The organism is Staphylococcus haemolyticus (assembly GCF_006094395.1).
In the GTDB taxonomy this organism is placed as follows: Bacteria; Bacillota; Bacilli; order Staphylococcales; family Staphylococcaceae; genus Staphylococcus; species Staphylococcus haemolyticus.
Genome location: NZ_CP035291.1, coordinates 495,564 through 513,493 on the forward strand (window position 1 = coordinate 495,564; position 17,930 = coordinate 513,493).

Here is a 17,930-nt window from a genome sequence, read left to right on the forward strand (position 1 = left end):
GGGACAGAATTCTTTTAAAATTCGTCGTCCCACCCCCGCAAGGATGACTAGAACTGAGAAAAGCTTGATTTAAGCGCCTTCTCAGTTCAGTCAGCTACTGCGAATTTGCTAAATAGCATTATTATATTATTTATGTCCCAGACTGTATAAATATATATTGGCAGTAGTTGACTCAATTAAAATACACTTGTAGCAAGCTTCTATTTAATTCAAGTCAAACTTGTTGTCGGGGCAGGACCACGAAATAAATTTTGGAAAATATTATTTCGTAGTCCCGCCCCCAATCTATTTAAAATGACATGTTTTATAAACGATGCCAAATACTAACCATATTATCCTGGAACGACACTTGTATCACTGTGAACTGTAATATCAAAGCCTTCAGGAGATGTAATATGTTCTTCTTTAGCATTTGGTTTATATATATCGAAATGAACTAAGCCATAAGTAGTCTCGTTATCTGTTCTAGCTTGGTTGGATTGCCATACATTAGTAGCGATATGATGATGATATTTTTGAGTAGACATGAACAAAGCTTGTGGGAAATTAGAAATATGTTCTAAACCTATTTGTTCCACATAAAAGTCACGTGCTTGCCCGATATCGTGTGTTTTAAGATGTAAATGTCCAATTTTGCCATCAGCAGGCCAACCGTTCCAACCTTCTTCAGTACGTTGTGCAATTAAATCATCTGCATCTACTGCAAGTGTATCCATTTTTACAAAATTACCATCCCATTGCCAACTTTCATATGGACGATCTTGATATACTTCAATGCCGTTACCTTCTGGATCATTAAAGTATAACGCTTCACTTACAAGATGATCTCCACCACCTACAGGCACATTTAAACGACTAGCGTGGAATAAAAAGTTTGCTAAATCTGTGCGTGTAGGAAGTAAATAAGCGACATGAAATAAACCGGCTTCTCTAAACCCAGGACGGCGACCATCTTCTAAATATTGTAGTGTTAATGTATGACCATTAGCACCAACATTAAAGATGACATGATTGTCGTCTTGTTCTTTAATTGAAAATCCTAGTATATTTTTATAAAAGTTTGACATTTTATTTAAGTCTTCAACGTTTAATGTAATATTAGTAACTTGTGTTGCTTCAGTAGTGTGAAATGCATTCATAATGTAGTGCCTCCTAAGATGAATAAGTCATCCTTATTTATTATTTATATTAAGTATAATAAATATACTACTAATCATTAAATTAATCAAGGCAGTTGCTTTAAAACTTTAAAAGCATACAAAAAAGCTTTTAGACTAATGTAATAAAGGTGTACTATAAACCTCATTCAAGTCTAAAAGCTAATTCTGTAAAACATTTCAGTTAACTTCAAATTGTAAGCCAACAAATATGAAATAGATTATCCTAAATAAACATCTTGATAATCATCATTTTTCTCTAGAACGTCTTTCGCAAATGGGCAAGATGCGATGATTTTTAAGTTGTTTTCACGTGCATAATTAACGACAGCTTCAACTAATTGTTTTCCTAGACCTTGTCCACCTAATTCATCAGCGACACCAGTATGGTCAATATCGATTTCATTATTATCTACTTGTTTAAACGTAATGACAGCTTGAGCATTTTGTTCATCTTCGCCAACATAAAATTGTTGATTACCTTTTTTGATTTCTTGTGCCATAAAACGTCACTCCTTTAATAATGTCATATTAATATCTATCACTTTTGAAGAAATCTAAAACATTTTAAAATTAAATATTAAACCTCAAATATAATAATAAACATAGATATTGCATTATTACATTATTAAAGATATAGTTAAAAACGAATTTATTACGTTTTGGAGGGTTCTGTGTGAAGAGGATTGGCTATCTCATTATCGTCCTGTGTATTAGTATTGCTTTATCAGCTTGTAGCACAGGGCAATATTCGGATGCGAAAAAGAAAGATGTTTCAACCAATAATAAAATAAATATCTATACTACAGTATTTGCATTTGAAAGTTTCACCAAACAAATAGGTGGCAAATATGTCAATGTGGATACGATTTATCCTCCAGGTGCAGACACCCATTCATATGAACCAACTCAGAGAGATATGATTAATATTGCTAAAAGTGATCTGTTTATATATTCAAGTGACGACTTAGATCCAGTGGCTAAGACGATTACGCAATCAATGACCAACGATGATATGAAATTAGCAGTTGCAGCTGATTTAAATCATCATACATTGCTTGAAGAAGACCATGATCATGAAGATCACGACCAGCATCATAGTCATGAAGAGGAAAGTCACGACCCACATGTTTGGCTCGACCCAGTCCTAGACAAGCATTTTGCAGAAAAAATAAAGAATGATTTAGTTAAAAGAGATCCTCAACACAAAGCATATTATGAACAAAATTTTAAGAAATTGAATCAGGATTTAACAGATTTAGACAATAATTTGAAAACAATTACTAAAAATCCTAAAAGAGAAAAAGTAACTATCTCTCACGATTCATTAGGTTATTTAGCAGAGCGTTATCACTTTCAACAAGAGGGTGTCAGTGGTATGAATAACGAAGAGCCTAGTCAAAAGGATATTCTTGCGCTTATTAAACAAATCAATCAATCGAAGCAACCTTATATCCTTTACGAACAGAATATCACTTCAAAGATAACTGATGTTATTCGTGATGAAACCAATGCAGAACCAGTAAGTTTTAATAATTTGTCTGTGCTATCTAAAGAACAAGCTAACGACAAAGATTTAACTTTCCAATCAATCATGAAAAAGAATATTAAAGCGTTGGATAAAGCATTGAATAAATAAAAAATATCCCCAATCCTTTTATTAGGAGATGGGGATATTTTTATACCAATTTATTCATATCTAATATAGCTCACCGTTGTATTGTAGTATTCTTCGAAACCATGAATACCATCTGCTCCACCTAAACCTGATTCTCTCCAACCAGCATGGTAACCATTAACAACTTCTTCTGCTTCGCAATTAGCGTAAACTTCACCGAATTTTAAACGTTCTGTAGCTTCCATCACTTCTTTTAAATTCTCTGAAAAGATATAAGAAGATAAACCTGCATTTGTATCGTTTGCGGCATCAATTGCTTCATCGAAATCATTATAAGTTGTAATTGCTAGAACAGGGCCAAAAATTTCCTCTTTAAAGGCACTGTCATCTTTTTTTACATTATCAAGAATTGTAGGTTCATAGAAGAAACCAGCGCGATCTAATTTATGACCGCCTAAGACTAAGTCTGCACCATTTTTAATGGCTTCTTGCACTTTGTTATCAATACTGTCCAATTGAGTTTGATTGATAATAGCACCATAGTCGGTATTGTCGTCTAATGGGTCCCCGACTTGTAAGTCGCTCATACGTTGTTTAGCCTTGCTCACAAAGTCATCATGAACATCTTCGTGAACAAAGATACGTTCTGGACAAGTACATACCTGACCAGCATTATTTATTCGTGCTGTGACAATGTAGTCCACTGCTTTGTCTAGGTTTGCATGAGGTGTAACCAAGACAGGCGCGTTACCACCTAATTCAAGGTTCACTTTTTTTACTGCATCTGCTGCATTTTTATAAACGGCTTTACCAGCACGCATACTTCCTGTTAAAGAAATGAGTTGTACATCTTTATGTGTGGCAAGCTGTGTACCCACAGCTTCACCAGTGCCTGGTACAATTTGAATTAAACCGGCTGGAATCGTTGAAGCACGGAATAGCTCAGCCAATCTTAACGTTAATAATGTTGTTTCTTCACTTGGTTTAATGACGATTGAGCATCCCGTTACTAGTGCTGGAATCACTTTACGCATCAAGACCATAATTGGTGCATTCCATGGGACGATACCTGCAGTTACACCAATTGGCTTTTTAATTAATTGAATCATTTCATGAGATACACTATTTTGTAGTACTTCGCCTTTATTACGCATACTTAAACTTGTCATATAATCAATAAATTGCACAGCTTTATCGATTTCACCTTCAGCTTGTGCTAATGTTTTACCTTGTTCTTTAACATACAATTTGGCAAGTTCATCTTTGTTTTGCTCTAATAAAGGAATTAATAATTTAACATGCTCTGCACGTGTTGGTGCTGGTACTTTTTCCCATTCAAGTTGTGCATGTTTAGATTTTTCGATTGCCTCGTTAACTTCTTCCTCAGTTGCGAAAGTAATGGTATCAAATGCTTCTCCTGTAGCAGGATTGATGACTTCCATCGTGTCATTAGATTTACTCTCTACAAATTCATTGTTTATAAATAATTGATTGGTCATTTGAGACACCTCCATTGTTTGTATTCCCTGTAACAACCGTTTCCATGCTTATTTCATTTTGAAAAAAGATAGAAATAAATAGATATTGAAATTATAATAGAGCTAACATATTGACGATTAATAGAAACGCGTGTACAATTTATCTCGAAATCGAAATAAATTAAAGGTGGTGAGTAAATGGATCGCACAGAACATTCATTAAAAGCATTTATTGGTCTAAATAGAGCATTAGATACATTAGAAAAAATCGTGCAACAAGATGTGAAGAATTACGGACTCAATGTGACGGAATTTGCGGTGTTAGAGTTACTCTATAGTAAAGGTCCACAACCTATTCAACGTATTAGAGATAGGGTGCTCATCGCGAGTAGTAGTATTTCATACGTTGTGAGCCAATTAGAAGACAAAGGTTGGATTACACGTGATAAAGATCCATCAGATAAGCGTGTATATAACGCAACACTTACTGACAAAGGTCAACAATTTATGGCAGATATATTTCCACAACATGCCTCAACGTTGGAACAAGCCTTCTCAGTTCTATCAGAAGAAGAATTGATAACGATTCAACAAGCATTCAAAAAATTAAGTGCACAATCTACTGAAGTGTAAATCGGTGCACTTTTATTTATAACGAAAATTATCTCGAAATCGAAATAAATGGAGGTTTTTAATATGGCTAAACATGATTTATTAGGTATTCATCATGTAACTGCAATTACAGATGATGCTGAACGTAACTATAAATTTTTTACCGAAGTACTAGGTATGAGACTAGTTAAAAAAACAGTAAACCAAGATGATATTCAAACGTATCATACATTTTTTGCAGATGATGAGGGGACAGCTGGTACAGATATGACATTCTTTGATTTTCCTGGCATTCCTCAAGGACGTAAAGGTACCAATTCGATTACTAAACCATCGTTTCGTGTTCCAAGTGGTGAAGCATTAACATACTATATGAAGCGGTTTGAAGCGTTTGGTATAAAACATGATGGTATTCAAAACGTGTTAGGTAAGAAGGTATTGCCTTTTCAAGAGGAGGATGGACAAGACTATCAATTAGTATCCGATGAAGGCAACAGCGGTGTCTCACCAGGTAAACCATGGAAGAATGGGCCGGTTCCAGAGGATAAGGCAATTTATGGCTTAGGACCAATTGAAATCACGGTCAGTTACTTCGAGGATTTCAAACAATTATTGAAAAATGTTTATGGGATGCGAACAATTATGAATGAAGAAGATGTAGCATTACTTGAAGTCGGTGAAGGTGGTAATGGTGGTCAAGTTATTTTAAGAAAGGATTCAGAGGGACCAGTTGCCGTACAAGGATATGGCGAAGTTCATCATGTATCATTTAGAGTGAAAGATCATGAGGCCATTAAACACTGGATACAGAAATATCAAGAACTAGGCATACCAAACTCCGGTTTAGTCGATCGTTTTTATTTTGAAGCATTGTATGCACGAATCGGTCATATTTTGTTAGAAATTTCAACTGATGGACCTGGTTTTATGGGTGATGAACCCTATGAAACGCTAGGCGAGAAATTATCACTTCCACCATTTTTAGAGGAACAAAGAGAAGCGATTGAAGCGCAAGTTCGTCCGTTTGATACAACTGGAAAAAGTTATAAATAGGGAGGTATTGAATTTATGGAACCAATTACACACATTCATCATATTTCAGCGATTGTAGGAGATGCTCAAGAAACGTATGATTTCTATACAAATGTATTAAATTTATCTTTGATTAAACAAACAGTAAATTATGATGATACAAAAACATATCACTTATATTTCTCAAATGACAGAGCGCAACATGATATGGTACTTACTTTCTTTAATTGGCCAAATCAATATAGAGGTCGTATCGGTTCAGGTCAGGTTGGACGTTTAGCGTTTAGAATACCGAAAGATAGCATGTCACATTGGGAAATGAAATTAAATGCGAATGGGATTCAAACACGTCAAACTGATTCATTCAATCAAACAACGTTAGAATTTGAGGACATTCACGGATTAACACTAGCGATGGTTGAAAGTGATGAAGAACGTGTTAACAATGACATCATAGGATTTCATGGCGTAACAATGCTATCAGGTAATCCTCAAGCTACGGAAGCATTGTTGCAAAATGATTTAGGGTTAGAATATATTCAAGAAACAGATGACAATGTGCACTATCAAACGAGTGGTAGCGTGCATCATCAAATTATTGTGAAAAAGTTTGTAAACCCACAACCTGTACGTTGGGGTGGTGGCATCTTCCATCATATTGCATGGTCAGTACCAAATGACGAGGTACATGTACAATGGCGTGATTATCTTCATAATAAAGGTTTGCATGTAACAGATGTGAAAGAACGATTCTATTTTCATGCGGTTTACATGAAAGAACCTGGCAATTTAATATTTGAATTTGCAACTGCAGGACCTGGATTCACGATTGATGAAAGCGTCGATGATTTAGGTAGACAACTACAGTTACCGCCATTTTACGAGGAAAGAAGATATGAAATAGAAGGTCATTTAATGCCAATAAAATTAAATGAGTACTAAGGAGAGGTGAGACAAATGGAACATATTTATAGACCAGGTAAGGATAACGCACCTACGTTAATTTTGTTACATGGAACTGGTGGGGATGAAACAGATCTTATTCCACTTGGAACAGCTTTAAATCCTAACTATAACTTGTTAAGTATTCGTGGAGAAGTCAATGAAAATGGTATGAATCGTTATTTCAAACGTCTTGCAGAAGACGTATACGATGAGGAAGATTTAGAATATCGAGGTCAACGGTTGCTTGGTTTTATTTATGAAGCGGCTGAACAGTATCAATTTGATTTGAAACGAACGGCTTTAGTTGGTTTCTCTAATGGATCAAATATTGCGATTAACTTAATGTTACGTGACAAAGCACCGTTTAAAAAAGCATTACTATTTGCCCCACTTTATCCAATAGACGCTTCAACAAGCAAAGATATGAGTGATGTAGACGTTCTATTATCAATGGGAAAAAATGATCCAATCGTATCTATTGATCAAAGTGAACATGTCATTAACTTATTTAAACATCAGGGTGCACAGGTTACAGAAGTATGGGTCAATAGTCATGAAATTACACAAGCTGGATTACAGAAAGGTCAAGAAATACTGAATTCATAATGGAAAAGGACTCAAAGATGTATGGTTCGCATCTTTGGGTCCATTTTAATGTATCCTAATTTATTTAGAGAATACTAAGTGTTTAAACCCTTGGTATAAAATTGGGATAAGTAGTATGAAGCCAAATAATCCCATGATTGGGAAGACTTTTCCAATTAAAGAAATGAAACCGATAAATGTACATATAAACGTGATGATAGCCATTATAATGATGAGTACAAAGTACCCTTTGGAAAATGGCTCTGTAAATCTGGAAGCAAATGCATACATAAGACCTACAATCGTATTATAGATAACAAGAACCATTATAATCGACATCACTGTACCTAATAATGGTGAAATGTGACTTGCGAGTAATAGGGTCGGCAATGCGACAGATTGAATATGTTCAAATTCTGTAACAAGGCACAAATTAATCATTAATAACAGTAATGTGATAATGATGCCACCAAGTAGGCCACCCCATAAGCCAGACTGACGATGCTGCATGCGACCGCCCATAACACTTAAAAAACTAAATGCGGCTGCGATTTGTAGGCTTGCATAATTTAACCCATCAAACCACCAACCAAGTGATAGAGATTGATGCTGTTTGTTGAAACGATTGGCCGCACTAAAATTTAAATCTCCTGTTATAAAATAATAGATAGCGATAATAGAAACAACAATGACTAAGAACGGTGTAACCATACCTAATACCGTAATCAGACGTTCAAATTTAAGAAATAGCGTCATAAGAATGACTAACACTAGAATTAATGAACTCAACCAATAAGGTAATCCGAAACTTTCATGTATAGTTGACGCACCACCCGCAGTCATAATCATCGCTAAGGAGAATAAGAATAGAGTTAAGATAATATCAAAGATACGTGCAATGATTGGATGTAAATAATATCGAATAGACTCAGAATGGTTATGAGATTGAATGACAAAGCCAGTGTTTAATACGAAAACGCCTGCTAGCGTTATAATCAAACCGGTAACAATAATGCCAGAGATGCTATAGATACCGTTACTTGTGAAGAACTGAAATATTTCTTGACCAGTAGCAAAACCAGCACCAACGACAACACCAACAAGTGCGAAAGCTACCATGATAGTCTCTTTAAAAAGTTGCACAATTAAAATTTCCTTTCAAATCATTTCTAAATTCATATATTTAAACGCAATTACCTATTTTAGATGAAAATATACTAGAAATAAATAGGAAAGTTTACTCGAAGTGAACATTGTATGTCCGAAAAAGGCATTAACAGGTTGTTTATAAAATAATAATGCAGGCTTAATCAAAGTTTGATAGTATTACACAGTATTAAAAAAGTTGAATCTTATTGAGGAAGGTGTAGGTATGTCATTAGATTTACCTGTCATGTTAATCATTGTCTTATTTTTAGCATTAGGCATATTTAGTCAATGGTTAGCGACACAGATTAAATGGCCATCAATTGTAGTCATGTCGATTGTGGGCTTATTGATTGGACCGATATTGGGACTAGTTAACCCTCAAGAAACATTGGGAGCCGAAGTGTTTAGTCCGATTGTATCTTTAGCTGTAGCTGTCATTTTATTCGAAGGAAGTAGTAATTTAGACTTTCGTGAATTAAGTGGCATTTCTAAAGCGGTCATTCGAATTATTACTGTTGGCGCAGCTATATCATGGGTGCTCGGTGCGATTGCATTACATAAAATTTTAGATTTTCCAATCTCTGTTGCGGTTGTGATGGGCGGATTATTCTTGATTACAGGCCCAACCGTCATTCAGCCACTTCTTAAGCAAGCAAAGGTGCGTAAGAGTGTTGACTCTATTTTAAGATGGGAAAGTATCATATTAGATCCAATAGGACCGATACTCGCATTAACTGCGTTTTATGTTTATCAAATATTTGAACAAGGCTTTGGCGTTCAAATTATTTTAATCTTTATTTTGAAAATGATTATAACAGCCGTAATTGGATTCGGGGCATCATTCATTTTCAATTGGTTAATCCAACGTGATTTTATTCCGCAAAATTTGATGCCATCGATTCAGTTAGTCTTTATTTTATTAGTCTTTAGTATTTGTGACCAAATATTACAAGAATCAGGATTATTAGCCGTTACAATTTTCGGCTTAATGATGGCACGTTATAAGAGACATGATTTAATTTACAAGGAGTCAGATCATTTCATTGAAAATGCATCATCTATTCTTGTATCCACCGTCTTTATTTTAATCACTTCGTCATTAACGTCATCTGTATTGATGGATGTCTTGTCATGGCAATTAGTGATTTTTGCGATTGCAATGATTGTATTGGTACGTCCAATCTCTGTTTTATTATCAACAATAGGTACAGAAATCACGAAAAGAGAACGCGCTATTGTTGCAATGATGGCACCTCGAGGAATTGTCGTTTTAACTGTGGCACAATTCTTTGGAGGATTATTCATGGATGATAATGTGAAAATGGCAAGTTATATCACGCCAGTGACGTTTGGACTAGTGTTTATTACGGTTGTCATTTACGGCTTTAGCTTTACGCCATTGAGTAAGTTGCTAGGTCTTGCTAGTACGGAACCACCAGGTGTCATTATAGTAGGAGAGAGTGAATTTTCATTCCATCTTGGTACGAAACTACATGAACATGATATTCCTATAATGGTATTTAATTTGTTTGAGAATACGTCGGAGAAGGCAGAAGAACTTGGCTTTGAAGTGTTTAAGGGAAATTTATTATCAAGTAGTGATCGAATATATGCGGATTTAATTCGTTATAATAAATGTCTATTAATGACTAAGTCGTTTATTTTTAATAGTTTAGCGTTTAATGAATTGGTACCAGAGTTTGGATTGAATAATGTAAGTATGATGCCAGTGTCATTTACTGATGAACAGGCACGTAATAACTTAAATGGTCCATTACGTAATCATATTTTATTTGATGAGTCACACAGTCCAAGATGGTTTGATAATACGATAATTAATAAGAATATTGTGGAGGTACTTGCAGAGGAATACGACACAATTACTGATCACGATATGATTATCTATCATGTTGATGATAATAGTGTTGTTTCATTTAATAAAAGTACTAAACCTATACCACAATATGATCAAGGCACATACGGCATATTAAGAGATGTGTATTGAAAATAGTTTAAGTTATGTTTAATTAGAGGATTGTAAAGTAGTTCTTAAAAGTAATTCTTAAATGTTTTACATTTTAGAATTACTTACCTATTTATGTGCATTACCATCTGTTATTAAGAATAAATAAAATTTAAAAAGGGCTGGGACAAAAAAATGTCTCAGCCTACTTTATCATTTTGTCAGTAGCTGACTGATTTGAAAATGCGCTTGAATCAAGCTTTTTTCAAACCTAGTCATCCTTGACGGGGTAGGACAACGAAATAAATTTTGAGAAAATATTATTTCTGTCCTACTCCCTTTTTTTAGGGTGTCGTAAATATTTGTATTAATTTAAGTATCTATCATGCATTAATAATTTTAAGATGCGGATTTGTTCTTGGAGTACTTTACCGTCATTGGTATCTCTAATTTTTTTACGTTGTAATTCTTCGTCTACAACACGACGTACTGATAATTCATCTGCACCATCTGATAGTACTTTATCTCTTGAATCAAAATGTTGATGTGCGACTAATTGCATGCCAAATGAATTGTAAAGTAATGTATAACCCGCAATACCTGTCGTTTTTTGATATGCTTTTGAGAATCCACCATCGATAACTAACATTTTACCATCTGCTTTAATAGGGTCTTCGCCATCTATTTCTTTAACAGGTGTATGTCCATTAATAATTCTTCCTTCATCTGGATTGAGACCGAAGTCTTTTAACATTTTGCGAATCATATCAACATCTTCTCGTAGATAATAATATGGATTCTTAGGTTCTTTATGAGATGCTTTATCTTCAATAAAGTAACGTTCAAATGTTGTCATCGCTCTTTTTCCAAAAAGTGAACTATATTTACCAGTCCATAAATACCACACTAAATCTGTTGATAGATCATCAGTGATTTCTTTGTAGTCATATGCATAACGTACATGTCTTTCAAATACGTCTAATAGGTCACGTCCTTTATGTTGTTCACCTTCAATTTCGAATGATTCCATTTCTCCATTCTCATCAACAGGGATACAACCATGAATAAGAAGGTTGCCATTATATGGAAGGTAAAGTTTCCCTTTCTTCATCAAGAACGACATGTGACGTTTCAATTTCTCAGATTGTTGGAAAGAAAGTAGGAGTTTATTCATAACTTCTTCTTCCTCAGGTAGTAATTTACCAGGATCTTGTGGGTCCACAGTACTGAAACATGTATCTTTTAAAGGATATGTTTTACCGTAAATCGTGATTTCATTCGTATCATAGTTGACCTTTTCCAAGACTAAACGGTCTTCCATTTCAAAGGTAGAACGACGCTTGATAATTGGCATTTCTAGTTTGAATTGAATCATCGCAATGGCTTGATGAATCTTAGTGATTTGACTTTCTTCAAGTTTAGATAGTCCAACTGGTTTATCAGGACGTTTCTTAGGTTTGAATGCAGGGTTCTCGCCATTATAATGTTCTTCGGCAAGTGTTAATAACGGGCGTAAATTAATTCCGTAAGCATCTTCGATGATGTCTAAATTATCGTATCGTGCACATATGCGAAGTAGGTTAGCTAAACAAGCTTTAGAACCTGCATATGCACCTATCCATAAGACATCGTGGTTTCCCCACTGAATATCCACAGAGTGATAATTGATTAACGTATCCATAATCTTATCTGGTTGAGGACCACGGTCGTATATATCACCAACTACATGAAGATGATCAACAACTAGACGTTGGATACTATAAGATAAACCAATAATTAAGTCGTCAGATTGTTCTAACTCGATAATTTGATTTACTAGTGTTTCATAGTATGATTTTTTATTGTTGAATTCGTTATTTTTATAAAGTAACTCTTCAACGATATATGTATATTCTTTAGGTAACGCTTTACGTAATTTTGAGCGTGTATATTTTGATGAACAATAAGTAATTAAATCAATTAATTGTTCAATTGTAGTAATATACCAAACATTTAATTTTCCCTTCGAATCGAAGTTATTTTTCACAAGTTTTAATTTTTCTTCAGGGTAATAAACGAGGGCAGCTAAGTCATCGATTTCTTTTTGGGATAATGTCTTTGCATAAAGGTCGTTTATTTTTGAACGAACATTACCAGACCCATTACGTAATACATGTTGGAACGATTCATATTCACCATGAAGGTCACTGACAAAGTGTTCAGTACCTTTTGGTAATTCTAGAATAGACTCTAAATTGACAATTTCTGTTGCTAACTTCTCAGGACTATCAAATTGTTGTGATAATAAATCTAAATATTTCTCTCGTAATTCACTTTCAGTCGTTTGTGTCATCTAATTTCACTCCTGTTTGGAATTGATATTCATATGGGAAGATATGTCATAAAACCGCTTACATTAATTATCTTTAAAAAACACTACTTTTTCAATGGTGATGCTTAAAATGTCAGAATTAATTCTAAAATACTACTATTTAATAAAAAAGCCTCAGTCACCAATGAATTCTGAGGCTTTCACGTATTACTTGACGCGGTTTCTATTTTTAAAGAATATTCTATAAAGCACGTAAAGAACTGCAAGAATAATAATCACGTACATAATGTATGAGTATGTGTGTAAACCAGCCATTAGGGCATCGAAACTACCACTTAGCATACGGCCTAATAAGATTAGGGCGAAGTTCCAAATTGTAGTGCCTAATAATGATAATACTGCGAACGTAACGACATTCATTTTATTGATACCAGCAGGAATTGTGATTAATACACGTAATACTGGAATGAAGCGACATAATAATACTGCCCATGCTCCATAACGTTTAAACCAGTCATTTGCGCGCCTTACATCTTTACCTTTAAGTTTAAACCATTTACCATGTTTATCTACAAAACGATAAATACTTTCTTCGTTAATTAAACGGCATAAATAATATAGGATTAATAATCCAATAAATGATGCGATTGTTGATATAAGGAATAAAATTGGTATTGATAAACCCGACTTAACTGACATTAAACCAGCAAAGGTAAGAATGATTTCAGATGGGACAACAGGTAAAACATTCTCTAATAAGATGAGAATAAAGATTGCTGTATAACCCCACTTACTTATAAAATCAGTGATTAATTGTTCCATTTATATTCAAGAACTCCTTTTATTAAAAGCATTATTTGTGAAATTAAAAATTCATAGTAAATTTATTATAATAAAATTTACTATGAATTGCTTGTATAAACCTATGTGTATTTTTATTTTAGAGCTTTTAAATAAGAATGATACAACTTAAATGCTTCTTCATCATCTTCGATGCCATAAACATTCATACGTCCATCTTTAAATAAGGTAATTTCATAATCGTCATCTTTAATTAATTTTGCGAAAGAAGTGGACTTTACAATTTCACCGGGAAGGTGATGTGCATGTTCAAATATGCTTGACTGATATCTAAAGAGATACGTACGTCCACATAAGCTTTCAATATGCTGTTGGTGTTTCGTTTCTAAGAGTGAGTAGTTTTGATTCGTACATACCTCACAGGCGTGATCTTTCAATATATCGACGTTCATCGCTTTATAATCGATATGCCACGTATCAATAGTGATTAATTTTTTTGAAAAGCCTTCCCCAGATAGGTAACGAAGTACTTCTGCAACTTCATAACTTGCTACTTGCGTAATAATAGTCGGTAGTACGCCATTAATCGCACAACTTTCGCCACTTGATGGCATTTGTTTTAATAGACATTTTAGACATGGCCCTTTGAAATCAATGCCATAAACCGTTCCTTTATTGCCGACAGCAGCACCATATACCCAAGGGATTTGATACTTGTGACACACTTCATTGATGAGATAACGAATTTTAAAATGATCCATCCCATCGATAACGATATCTGGTTTAACTTCATCTAATATATCTTCAATATTGTTTGAAGTTATTTCTTGATAATATGTTTGTACGTCTACATGATGATTGATACGTGCAATATGTTCTTTTATTGCGTGGACTTTTGGTACCATATTTAGTGCGTCATCTTCAGTATAAAGCGCTTGTCGATGTAGATTAGACGTTTCAACAATATCCATATCAACAATTGTGATTTGATGTGCCCCCATACGAGCAAGTAGCTCGGCAACATGACTACCTAATGCACCGGCTCCTAAGATAAGCAACTTTGCATTAGAGAGGGCATGCTGTCCTTGTTCACCAAAAGGAGAAAATCTCATTTGACGATTGTAACGTTGCATTATAAGAATCCTAAACCTTCAGTTGGGCTTGATGCTTGCGCAGTATATTTAACTGGGATTCGTCCTGCTTCATAAGACAAGCGACCAGCATGAATACCTAATTTCATTGCTTCTGCCATCTTCACAGGATCTTTCGCACCTGATACAGCTGTATTGAGTAGAATACCGTCAGCCCCTAATTCCATCGCATGACATGCATCTTTCGGAGAACCAATACCAGCATCAACGATAACTGGCACATTTGAGTTTTTAATAATGTAACTTAAATTAAGTTGGTTGTTTATGCCGCGACCTGTACCGATTGGTGAAGCTAATGGCATAACAGCATGTACACCTAAATCTTCTAAACGTTTAGCTAACACAACGTCGTTAGAAATATATGGACAAACAATGTAGCCACGTTCTAGCAATACTTTGCAAGCTTCATATGTTTCAAACGGATCAGGTAATAATGTTTCATCATCTCCGATAACTTCAACTTTAATCATGTCACAAACACCGGCATGTTTAGCGATTTCTGCGATGCGAATGGCTTCTTCAGCAGTTTTTGCGCCAGCAGTATTTGGAAAAGTGATAAAGTCTTTTAGATTAATATTTGCGAGTGGATTAGGTAAATTCTTGTCATACAAATTCATACGTCTTACTGCGAAAGTAAGTACATTTGTTTCTGAAGCTTTAATCGCTTCTGTTTGTACGTCTTCATTTTCAAACTTTCCTGTACCTAGTAATAAACGAGAATGTAATTCTAAATTTCCAATTTTAAACATTTTATCCGCCTCCAACAAATTCTAATAATTCTAATTGATCATCTTCACGTACTGTGTGTTGATGATAATCTTCTTGTTTAATTAATGTTTTATTATGTTCAACAATGACACGTTCTGGGTCTAATTCTAAAGAGACAAGCACTTGATGAATGGATTGCTCAGTATTGAACGTGAATGCATCGCCATTAATAATGCATTTCATGATTTAACCTCCTTGAGACATTGAAAGATTCATAGCGAGTTGGTTTGACTCCAGTTAATAGCCAGTTTGCGATGTCACGACCAATAACAGGGGACAATAAAATACCGTTCCGATAATGGCCGGTAATGACATATAAACCATCGTCAACCCGGTCCATAATTGGTAATTCGCCGTCCGTATATGGACGTACGCCAGACCACTGTTTAATGATATGTGCGTTTGCAAGTTCAGGTATACGTTCTGTCGCATAGTGTTTTAACCATGAGACGCCTTGTTCCGTATTACCCACAGAATAATTATCAAATTCGCTAGTAGCACCAATTAAGTAACGATTAGGCGCTTTCGGAACTATATAGCATCCATTAGTCATGAATACTGTTTGTTTTAAATTTAAATGGTCATGTTCCATGAGAAGAACTTCGCCCTTAACGCCGACAACCACACGAGGCAATTGATATTGTTTTAATAATTGAGATGACCATGCACCACTTGCCACTATGACTTTCTTCGCATATAAATCACCTTGAGATGAAACGATTTGATAGTAACCATTCTGCCGAATAATATCTGTTACATTTGTATTGAAGTAGCGCGAAATACGACGCTGTTGTAAGGATTTAAATAACGCTTTCGTATAATGATTTGCATTGATTTGTCCATCATTTGGAATGTAGATTGCCATTTCAGATGCAGTGACATTTCCTTCAGTTAAATCTGCTAGTTCATCCTCTGAAAGTTCAACCACATCGTTATCGAGTGCATGTAAAAATTGAAATTGTGAACGTAAATGCGCCACATCATCAATTTGATTTGCGATTTTAATCAATCCTGATGCTTGATATTGAATATCTATTCCAGTTTCATCTTGGAGTGTTTCGCATAATTCAGGAAAACATTCACGTGACTCTAGAGCGAGACGAAATAAGTCGCTGTCTTCTGTAAATTCATTTTGTGCACCTAACATGCCTCCAGCTTTATATGAAGCATGTTTACCAGGTATATCACGGTCGACAATTGCAATGTCGAGTTGCGTATGACTGAGGTGTCTCGCAATGGACATTCCGATAATACCAGAACCAACAATAAGTACGTCATGCATCTTTCAACCACTCCTTTCGTAAATGTTGAATTTGTTGTAAAGATGCGCTCATAAAATAAGAAATTGCACAAATTCCTGCAAAGCCATTTGGAAGCCGTTGTATCGTATCTTCAGTAATACCTCCTATGGCATAGACTGGAATCGGAACTTGTAACACGGCTTTGATTTCAGACATTGATCTAGGTTGCTGATTTGGCTTAGAAGCCGTGGTAAATATATGACCATAAAAGACATAATCTAATTGATGTTGATAAGCTTGTTTCACCGAGTTAATAGTATGTGTCGACATGCTTACTTCAACATCAGGATGTTGCGCTTTATAATCAAACGCTAGTGTGTCCATTTCTCGACAGTGCAAGCGTTTAAGTGTCAAGGATTCTAATAAGTCAACATCGCTATGGATAATAATTTTGTCTTTAGGGAAACCAGCAGCGATTAATTTTTCTAAAAAGGAAAATAAATCATCACTAGACATAGGCGTACGAAATAGTAAACCATCGATGCCTTTACTAATTTCAATGAAGTGTTGTAAGTCTGCTTCTGTTAAATGTTTATAAGTTGTTATCGCAATAAAGATGTCTATCACCCCTAATAAATGAAAAAACGCTATCTCCTTCGTAGGAAATAGCGTTAGTCTCTATGTAACGATATGTGTAAGCCACTTTCCTACGCCAGTACAAACTGGATCAGGTTCCAGGAATTATAAAGTTCTTTCTTTACTCTCAGCCTTAAACAAAGGCACTTCCAGTGGATAAATTATCTATTTAATTTTAAATAATAATAAGTCGCGTTTCATTTCAAGTTCATTCTACAATTTTTTTAAATGGAGTTCAAATTTTAATGAATATTGAGATTGCAAAGCGTAAATACGAATTTAGTGAATAAAGTAACCAACGATGTACAATTTAATAAAAGAACTTTTAAATAAGATATTGAAAACGATTTCAAAAACTGGTAATATTATTAAAAATAAATGCTGAAACCTTATGATGGTAAGGGTTTTAAGGGAGTTATTTTTACAAATAGGGAGTCTCGTGATTATATTAGACAATATATTTAGAATCAACAAATTAAAGGA

17 protein-coding genes and 1 riboswitch are annotated in these 17,930 nt (G+C 34.7%); of the genes, 6 read left to right on the forward strand and 11 right to left on the reverse strand.

Going from position 1 to position 17,930, the window contains the following annotated elements; all coding sequences use genetic code 11:
- Positions 1-332: 332 nt before the first annotated feature.
- Positions 333-1,139 (reverse strand): VOC family protein, encoded by an 807-nt coding sequence (locus EQ029_RS02235; protein WP_011274874.1) that lies wholly within the window; start codon positions 1,137-1,139, stop codon positions 333-335.
- A gap of 239 nt (positions 1,140-1,378) precedes the next feature.
- Positions 1,379-1,660 carry a GNAT family N-acetyltransferase gene (locus EQ029_RS02240; RefSeq protein WP_011274875.1) on the reverse strand — a complete coding sequence of 94 codons (282 nt, stop codon included), beginning with the start codon at positions 1,658-1,660 and terminating at the stop codon, positions 1,379-1,381.
- Positions 1,661-1,842: 182 nt separating this feature from the next.
- On the opposite strand from EQ029_RS02240, the gene EQ029_RS02245 reads away from it, so the two are divergent.
- The gene (locus EQ029_RS02245; RefSeq protein ID WP_370739593.1) at positions 1,843-2,796 is read left to right on the forward strand and encodes a metal ABC transporter solute-binding protein, Zn/Mn family; all 954 of its coding nucleotides are present in this window, start codon (positions 1,843-1,845) and stop codon (positions 2,794-2,796) included.
- Between the two features lie 50 nt (positions 2,797-2,846).
- Here the strand turns inward: EQ029_RS02245 and aldA are convergent, their stop codons facing one another.
- Positions 2,847-4,274 carry an aldehyde dehydrogenase gene (gene aldA, locus EQ029_RS02250; RefSeq protein WP_057504832.1) on the reverse strand — a complete coding sequence of 476 codons (1,428 nt, stop codon included), beginning with the start codon at positions 4,272-4,274 and terminating at the stop codon, positions 2,847-2,849.
- A 177-nt stretch (positions 4,275-4,451) separates the two neighbouring features.
- Between aldA and mhqR the strand changes: the two genes are divergently transcribed.
- The 4 genes from mhqR to mhqD all read left to right on the forward strand — a co-directional run bounded on the left by mhqR (position 4,452) and on the right by mhqD (position 7,448).
- Positions 4,452-4,886: a MarR family transcriptional regulator MhqR gene (gene mhqR / locus EQ029_RS02255; protein ID WP_053016121.1), complete on the forward strand. Its 435-nt coding sequence runs from the start codon at positions 4,452-4,454 to the stop codon at positions 4,884-4,886.
- Positions 4,887-4,949: 63 nt separating this feature from the next.
- Positions 4,950-5,918, forward strand: a complete 969-nt coding sequence (gene mhqE, locus EQ029_RS02260; protein WP_057504833.1) for a ring-cleaving dioxygenase MhqE — start codon at positions 4,950-4,952, stop codon at positions 5,916-5,918.
- A 15-nt stretch (positions 5,919-5,933) separates the two neighbouring features.
- Complete coding sequence (locus tag EQ029_RS02265; RefSeq protein ID WP_037538917.1) at positions 5,934-6,839, forward strand: VOC family protein; 906 nt, start codon at positions 5,934-5,936, stop codon at positions 6,837-6,839.
- Positions 6,840-6,854: 15 nt separating this feature from the next.
- Positions 6,855-7,448 (forward strand): methylhydroquinone degradation carboxylesterase MhqD, encoded by a 594-nt coding sequence (gene mhqD, locus EQ029_RS02270; RefSeq protein ID WP_053038635.1) that lies wholly within the window; start codon positions 6,855-6,857, stop codon positions 7,446-7,448.
- A gap of 60 nt (positions 7,449-7,508) precedes the next feature.
- Here the strand turns inward: mhqD and EQ029_RS02275 are convergent, their stop codons facing one another.
- Positions 7,509-8,546, reverse strand: coding sequence for a YkvI family membrane protein (locus tag EQ029_RS02275; protein ID WP_370444501.1), 1,038 nt, complete (start codon positions 8,544-8,546; stop codon positions 7,509-7,511).
- A gap of 253 nt (positions 8,547-8,799) precedes the next feature.
- On the opposite strand from EQ029_RS02275, the gene EQ029_RS02280 reads away from it, so the two are divergent.
- Complete coding sequence (locus EQ029_RS02280) at positions 8,800-10,581, forward strand: cation:proton antiporter (RefSeq protein WP_053021785.1); 1,782 nt, start codon at positions 8,800-8,802, stop codon at positions 10,579-10,581.
- A 325-nt stretch (positions 10,582-10,906) separates the two neighbouring features.
- On the opposite strand, the gene EQ029_RS02285 is transcribed toward EQ029_RS02280, so the two are convergent.
- The 7 genes from EQ029_RS02285 to EQ029_RS02315 all read right to left on the reverse strand — a co-directional run bounded on the left by EQ029_RS02285 (position 10,907) and on the right by EQ029_RS02315 (position 17,435).
- Positions 10,907-12,871: a fructose-bisphosphatase class III gene (locus tag EQ029_RS02285; RefSeq protein ID WP_016930791.1), complete on the reverse strand. Its 1,965-nt coding sequence runs from the start codon at positions 12,869-12,871 to the stop codon at positions 10,907-10,909.
- Positions 12,872-13,057: 186 nt separating this feature from the next.
- On the reverse strand, positions 13,058-13,672 hold the full coding sequence (uptA, locus tag EQ029_RS02290) for an undecaprenyl phosphate transporter UptA (RefSeq protein WP_046309041.1): 615 nt from the start codon (positions 13,670-13,672) through the stop codon (positions 13,058-13,060).
- A 113-nt stretch (positions 13,673-13,785) separates the two neighbouring features.
- Positions 13,786-14,784 carry a ThiF family adenylyltransferase gene (locus tag EQ029_RS02295; protein ID WP_053021516.1) on the reverse strand — a complete coding sequence of 333 codons (999 nt, stop codon included), beginning with the start codon at positions 14,782-14,784 and terminating at the stop codon, positions 13,786-13,788.
- Complete coding sequence (locus EQ029_RS02300) at positions 14,784-15,551, reverse strand: thiazole synthase (protein WP_053038633.1); 768 nt, start codon at positions 15,549-15,551, stop codon at positions 14,784-14,786. The genes EQ029_RS02295 and EQ029_RS02300 overlap by 1 nt, the downstream gene beginning before the upstream one ends.
- A 1-nt stretch (position 15,552) precedes the next feature.
- Positions 15,553-15,753, reverse strand: a complete 201-nt coding sequence (gene thiS, locus EQ029_RS02305; RefSeq protein WP_053021511.1) for a sulfur carrier protein ThiS — start codon at positions 15,751-15,753, stop codon at positions 15,553-15,555.
- Positions 15,737-16,852, reverse strand: coding sequence for a glycine oxidase ThiO (thiO, locus tag EQ029_RS02310; protein ID WP_053038632.1), 1,116 nt, complete (start codon positions 16,850-16,852; stop codon positions 15,737-15,739). Before thiO ends, thiS begins: the two co-directional genes overlap by 17 nt.
- Positions 16,845-17,435, reverse strand: a complete 591-nt coding sequence (locus EQ029_RS02315; protein ID WP_029376626.1) for a thiamine phosphate synthase — start codon at positions 17,433-17,435, stop codon at positions 16,845-16,847. Before EQ029_RS02315 ends, thiO begins: the two co-directional genes overlap by 8 nt.
- A gap of 63 nt (positions 17,436-17,498) precedes the next feature.
- A riboswitch (TPP riboswitch) is annotated at positions 17,499-17,608 on the reverse strand.
- Between the last annotated feature and the right edge of the window lie 322 nt (positions 17,609-17,930).

Coding starts and splice junctions, on each gene's coding strand:
- thiO (WP_053038632.1), bottom strand. CDS start 16,852: ATGCATGACGTACTTATTGTTGGTTCTGGTATTATCGGAATGTCCATT.
- thiS (WP_053021511.1), bottom strand. CDS start 15,753: ATGAAATGCATTATTAATGGCGATGCATTCACGTTCAATACTGAGCAA.
- EQ029_RS02280 (WP_053021785.1), top strand. CDS start 8,800: ATGTCATTAGATTTACCTGTCATGTTAATCATTGTCTTATTTTTAGCA.
- uptA (WP_046309041.1), bottom strand. CDS start 13,672: ATGGAACAATTAATCACTGATTTTATAAGTAAGTGGGGTTATACAGCA.
- mhqR (WP_053016121.1), top strand. CDS start 4,452: ATGGATCGCACAGAACATTCATTAAAAGCATTTATTGGTCTAAATAGA.
- EQ029_RS02300 (WP_053038633.1), bottom strand. CDS start 15,551: ATGTTTAAAATTGGAAATTTAGAATTACATTCTCGTTTATTACTAGGT.
- mhqE (WP_057504833.1), top strand. CDS start 4,950: ATGGCTAAACATGATTTATTAGGTATTCATCATGTAACTGCAATTACA.
- aldA (WP_057504832.1), bottom strand. CDS start 4,274: ATGACCAATCAATTATTTATAAACAATGAATTTGTAGAGAGTAAATCT.
- mhqD (WP_053038635.1), top strand. CDS start 6,855: ATGGAACATATTTATAGACCAGGTAAGGATAACGCACCTACGTTAATT.
- EQ029_RS02265 (WP_037538917.1), top strand. CDS start 5,934: ATGGAACCAATTACACACATTCATCATATTTCAGCGATTGTAGGAGAT.
- EQ029_RS02275 (WP_370444501.1), bottom strand. CDS start 8,546: ATGGTAGCTTTCGCACTTGTTGGTGTTGTCGTTGGTGCTGGTTTTGCT.
- EQ029_RS02235 (WP_011274874.1), bottom strand. CDS start 1,139: ATGAATGCATTTCACACTACTGAAGCAACACAAGTTACTAATATTACA.
- EQ029_RS02240 (WP_011274875.1), bottom strand. CDS start 1,660: ATGGCACAAGAAATCAAAAAAGGTAATCAACAATTTTATGTTGGCGAA.
- EQ029_RS02295 (WP_053021516.1), bottom strand. CDS start 14,784: ATGCAACGTTACAATCGTCAAATGAGATTTTCTCCTTTTGGTGAACAA.
- EQ029_RS02285 (WP_016930791.1), bottom strand. CDS start 12,871: ATGACACAAACGACTGAAAGTGAATTACGAGAGAAATATTTAGATTTA.